At 68.2% G+C, this 5,219-nt stretch carries 4 protein-coding genes; all 4 read left to right on the plus strand.

All coding sequences use genetic code 11. The annotated features are described in order from the left end of the window. Positions 1 to 1,228, plus strand: a 1,228-nt coding sequence (locus WBB07_RS06025) for a UDP-N-acetylmuramoyl-tripeptide--D-alanyl-D-alanine ligase (protein WP_526305723.1), incomplete at its 5' end; no start/stop codon positions are given. Further along, positions 1,225 to 2,304, plus strand: coding sequence for a phospho-N-acetylmuramoyl-pentapeptide-transferase (gene mraY, locus WBB07_RS06030; RefSeq protein ID WP_526305725.1), 1,080 nt, complete (start codon positions 1,225 to 1,227; stop codon positions 2,302 to 2,304). The genes WBB07_RS06025 and mraY, both read left to right, overlap by 4 nt. Beyond that, positions 2,305 to 3,771, plus strand: a complete 1,467-nt coding sequence (murD, locus tag WBB07_RS06035; RefSeq protein ID WP_526305727.1) for a UDP-N-acetylmuramoyl-L-alanine--D-glutamate ligase — start codon at positions 2,305 to 2,307, stop codon at positions 3,769 to 3,771. It begins immediately after the preceding gene. A gap of 7 nt (positions 3,772 to 3,778) precedes the next feature. Beyond that, on the plus strand, positions 3,779 to 5,219 hold a 1,441-nt coding region (gene ftsW, locus WBB07_RS06040), incomplete at its 3' end, for a putative lipid II flippase FtsW (RefSeq protein ID WP_526305728.1).

Here is a 5,219-nt window from a genome sequence, read left to right on the forward strand (position 1 = left end):
GAGCCCGGGTGATGTGACGGCCGGGGTGCTGGAGCATGACCGCGACGGCTCCGGTGCCGCGGTGCTGGCCGCGCTGGGCCTGCTGGCGGCCGAGGTGGCTCGCCGCCTGGTCACCGGTGGGCTGACGATTGTCGGGGTCACCGGGTCGTCGGGAAAGACCTCGACAAAGGACTTGCTGGCCGCGGTGCTGGCGCCGTTGGGCCCGGTGGTGGCGCCGCCGGGGTCGTTCAACAATGAGCTCGGCCACCCGTGGACGGTGTTGCGCGCCGACGAGAGCACCCGATACCTGATTCTGGAGATGTCGGCCCGTCATCCGGGCAACATCGCCCACCTGGCCGCGATCGCCCCGCCGCAGATTGCCGTCGTGCTCAATGTGGGTACCGCTCACCTCGGTGAGTTCGGCAGCAGGCAGGCCATCGCGGACACCAAAGCTGAACTGGCGCAGGCGGTGCCGGCGTCGGGGGTGGTGGTGCTCAACGCCGACGACAGCGCGGTGGCGGCCATGGCCGGCCTGACCGCTGCCCGGGTGGTGCGGGTGAGCCGCAACAGCCATGCCGATGTGTGGGCCGATGAGGCGACCCTCGATGCCGAGGCCCGGCCCGCTTTCTCGCTGCACTTCAGCGGCGGCGCCGTGCCGGTGTCGCTGGCCGTCCACGGCGATCACCAGGTGTCCAATGCGTTGTGTGCGGCCGCGGTTGCGCTGGAGTGCGGTGCCACCGGCGAGCAGGTGGCCGCGGCGCTGGCTGCGGCGGGCCCGGTGTCCAAGCACCGGATGGCTGTGACCACCCGCGCCGACGGGGTGACCGTCATCAACGACGCCTACAACGCCAATCCCGATTCGATGCGCGCCGGCCTGCAGGCGCTGGCCTGGATGGCCCGCGGTGAACGGGGGGCGTCACGCCGGAAGAGTTTTGCGGTGCTGGGGGAGATGGCCGAGCTCGGCGAGGACGCCATTTCCGAGCACGATCTCATCGGCAGGCTGGTGGTGCGATTAGATGTCAGTCGACTCATCGTCGTGGGAACCGGGAGGTCTATGAGCGCCATGCTTCACGGGGCGGTCATGGAGGGATCGTGGGGTTCCGAGGCCACCCAGGTCGCCGATGTGTCGGCCGCCCTGGAACTGTTGCGATCGGAGCTTGCCGAGGGTGATGTGGTGCTGGTGAAGGCCTCGAATTCGGCGGGATTGAGCGCCCTGGCGCAGGAACTTGCGGGGGATACCGACCGATGAGACTGATCCTGATCACCGTCGGCATTTCACTGGCGGTGTCGATCTTGCTGACGCCGTGGCTGATCCGGCTGTTCACCAGGCAGGGCCTCGGGCACGAGATCCGCGAGGACGGCCCCCCGAGTCACAAGACCAAACGTGGCACCCCCTCGATGGGTGGGGTGGCCATCCTGGCCGGCATCTGGGCGGGGTACCTGGGCACTCACCTGGTGGGTGTGGCGCTCAACGGGCAGGGCCCGTCGGCGTCGGGTCTGCTGGTGCTCGGCCTGGCCACCGCGCTGGGGCTGGTCGGCTTCATGGACGACCTGATCAAACTGCGCCGCGCCCGCAACCTGGGGCTGAACAAGACCGCCAAGACCCTCGGTCAGATCATTGCCGCTGTTCTGTTCGGCGTGCTGGTGCTGCAGTTCACCAACGCCGACGGGTTGGCTCCCGGCAGTACGGAGCTGTCGTATGTCCGCGAGATCGCCACGGTGGCGTTGCCGCCGATGGTGTTCATCCTGTTTGTGGTGATCCTGGTCAGTGCCTGGTCGAATGCCGTGAACTTCACCGACGGCCTGGACGGGCTGGCCGCCGGCTGTATGGCCATGGTGGCGGCGGCCTATGTGCTGATCACCTTCTGGCAGTACCGCAACGCGTGTGCCACCGCTCCCGGGCTGGGTTGCTACAACGTGCGGGATCCGCTGGACCTGGCGATCGTGGCGGCGGCCACCGCCGGCGCCTGTATCGGCTTCCTGTGGTGGAACGCCGCACCGGCCAAGATCTTCATGGGGGACACCGGGTCGCTGGCCCTGGGCGGCATCATCGCCGGCATCTCGGTGACCAGCCGCACCGAGGTGCTGGCCGTGGTGCTCGGTGCGCTGTTTGTTGCCGAGATCGTCTCGGTGGTGGTGCAGATCCTGGCATTCCGGACGACGGGCCGGCGGGTGTTCCGGATGGCGCCGTTCCACCATCACTTCGAGCTTGTCGGCTGGGCCGAGACGACGGTGATCATCCGCTTCTGGCTGTTGACGGCGATCGCCTGTGGTTTGGGTGTGGCGCTGTTCTACGGCGAGTGGCTCGGTGCGATCGGTGCCTAGATGAGCGACGTGCTGGAACCTCTGGTTCCGGGTGCGCGCGTTCTGGTGGTCGGTGCCGGGGTGACCGGGCGGGCGGTGCTGAAGGCACTGGCGCCGCTGGGGGTGGTGGCCGATCTCACCGATGACCGGCGCGGCGCTCTGGAGCCGTTTGCCGAGCAGGGGGTGCCGGTGCTGGGCCCCGATGCCGCGGTGGCCGGGATCACCGAGTACTGCCTGGTGGTGACGAGTCCGGGCTTGCCGCCCACCTCGCCGGTGCTGACGGCGGCCGCGGCTGCCGGGATACCGGTGTGGGGCGATGTCGAGTTGGCGTGGCGCCTCGATCGGTCGGGCCGGTTCGGCCCGCCGCGGCGCTGGCTGGTGGTGACCGGGACCAACGGCAAGACCACCACCACCTCGATGCTGCAGGCGATGTTGACCGCGGCGGGCCGTCGCAGCCTGTTGTGCGGCAATATCGGTGACCCGGTGCTCGACGTGCTGGAGCAGCCGTCGGAACTGCTGGCTGTCGAATTGTCGAGCTTTCAGCTGTGGTGGTCGTCGTCGCTGCGCCCGGAGGCAGGTGTGGTGCTCAATGTCGCCGAGGATCACCTGGATTGGCACGGGTCGATGGAGCATTACATCCGGGCCAAGGCCCGGGTGCTGGCCGGCCGGGTGGCCGTTGTCGGTCTCGACGATCCCATTGCCGCCGGTCTGCTGGCCGCGGCGGAGGCGCCGGTGAAGGCCGGTTTCACCGTCGCCGAGCCGGGGCCGGGCCAGTTGGGGGTCCGCGACGGGATGCTGGTCGACAACAGTTTTGGTGACGGGCTGGTGCTGGCGCCGGTGGAGCTGCTGAGCGTGGCGGGACCGGTGGGGGTGCGCAATGCGCTGGCGGCGGCGGCGTTGGCCCGGGCGGTCGGTGTGCCACCGGAGGCGATAGCGGAGGCGCTGGCCCAGTTCCGCGTCGGCCGGCACCGCGCCGAGGTGGTGGCGGTGGTCGACGGGGTTCGGTATGTCGACGATTCCAAGGCCACCAATCCGCACGCTGTCGAGGCCTCGGTGTTGGCGTATCCGCGGGTGGTGTGGGTGGCCGGTGGCCTGTTGAAGGGCGTGTCGATGGATCAGACGGTGCGGCGCATCGCCGACCGGCTGGCCGGGGTGGTGGTGTTGGGCCGCGACCGGGCGGTGGTCGCGGAGGCGATCTCACGACACGCGCCCGATGTCCCCGTCGTTCAGGTTGTGACGGGGGAGGATGCTGAGGTGCATGAGACCAGTGGGACGTATGTGACTCGTGTGATCAGAGCCTCGGACGGGACCGACGAGGACGTATTGGGGACCCGGGTGATGACCGAGGTTGTCGCCGCGGCCCACGAACTCGCGGTGCCCGGCGATACCGTTCTACTGGCTCCCGCCGGCGCCTCCTTCGACCAGTTCGACGGCTACGCCGCTCGCGGTGACGCCTTCGCGGCCGCCGTCCGCGCCCTCACGGGGTAACCCGACGATGGCCAGCATCCTGAACCGGTGGCGCCACCGCAGCGACGCCGCCCCCGGCGCCGACGAGGCGGTCGCCGAGGCTACCGACGACCTCAGGTCGGACTCCGTGGACTCTGTAGACACCGAACCGACACCTGTCATCGTCAAAGACGAGAAGGGCAAAGACGAGAAGCCGCAGTCCAGCGGCGCCAAGACGGCCGCCCGGCTGGCCGGGACCAAATTCGGCAGCTGGCTGTCGCGGCCCATGACGTCGTTCCATCTCATCATCGCGATCACCGCCTTGCTGATCACCCTGGGACTGACCATGGTGTTGTCGGCCTCCGGTGTGTACTCCTACACGGCCGAATACCGGGGATCATCCTGGTCGGTGTTCAACAGGCAGGTGGTGTGGACGGTTGTCGGCCTGATTGCCTTCTATATCGCAGTGCGGATGCGGGTGAGCGTCATGCGGCGGCTGGCTTTTCCCGGCTACGTCGTGTCGGTGGGGTTGTTGATCCTGGTGTTGATCCCCGGAATCGGCACCATCGCCAATGGATCTCGCGGCTGGTTTGTCATCGCAGGGCTGTCCATGCAGCCCTCGGAGTTGGCCAAGATCGCGTTCCTGGTCTGGGGCGCCCACCTGCTGGCCACCCGCCGTCTGGAGCACGCGTCGCTGAAGGAGATGCTGGTGCCACTGGTGCCGGGTGCGGTGATCGCGCTGGCACTCATCCTGGCTCAGCCCGACCTCGGGCAGTCCATCTCCATGGGCATCATCCTGCTCGGTTTGCTGTGGTACGCAGGTCTGCCGCTGCGGGTCTTCATGACGTCACTGGTCGCGGTGGTCAGTGCGGCCGTGGTGCTGGCCATGGTCGAGGGCTACCGCTCGGCTCGGGTGCAGTCCTGGCTCGACCCCAATGCCGACGCCCAGGGGGCGGGCTATCAGGCCAGGCAGGCCCGCTTTGCGTTGGCCAACGGCGGCGTGTTCGGCGATGGCCTGGGGCAGGGCACCGCCAAATGGAATTACCTGCCCAACGCCCACAACGATTTCATCTTCGCGATCATCGGTGAAGAGCTGGGCTTCATCGGCGCCTTCGGTCTACTGCTGCTGTTCGGGCTCTTCGGCTACACCGGTATGCGGATCGCCACTCGTTCCGTCGACCCGTTCCTGAAACTGCTCACCGCCACGACCACGATGTGGATCCTCTCGCAGGTATTGATCAACGTCGGCTATGTGATCGGCCTGCTCCCGGTCACCGGGCTGCAGCTGCCGCTCATCTCGGCCGGTGGAACATCAACGTCGACAACGCTTCTCATGATCGGCATCATGGCCAACGCGGCGCGCCACGAACCTGATGCGGTGGCTGCGCTGCGGGCCGGTCGCGACGATCGGATGAACCGCGTCCTGCGGCTGCCGCTGCCCGAGCCCTATGTGCCCTCGCGCGTCGAGGCCCTGCGGGACCGCCTGCGGT

The sequence above is a fragment of the Mycobacterium sp. genome (genome assembly GCF_049647605.1).
GTDB lineage: Bacteria > Actinomycetota > Actinomycetes > Mycobacteriales > Mycobacteriaceae > Mycobacterium.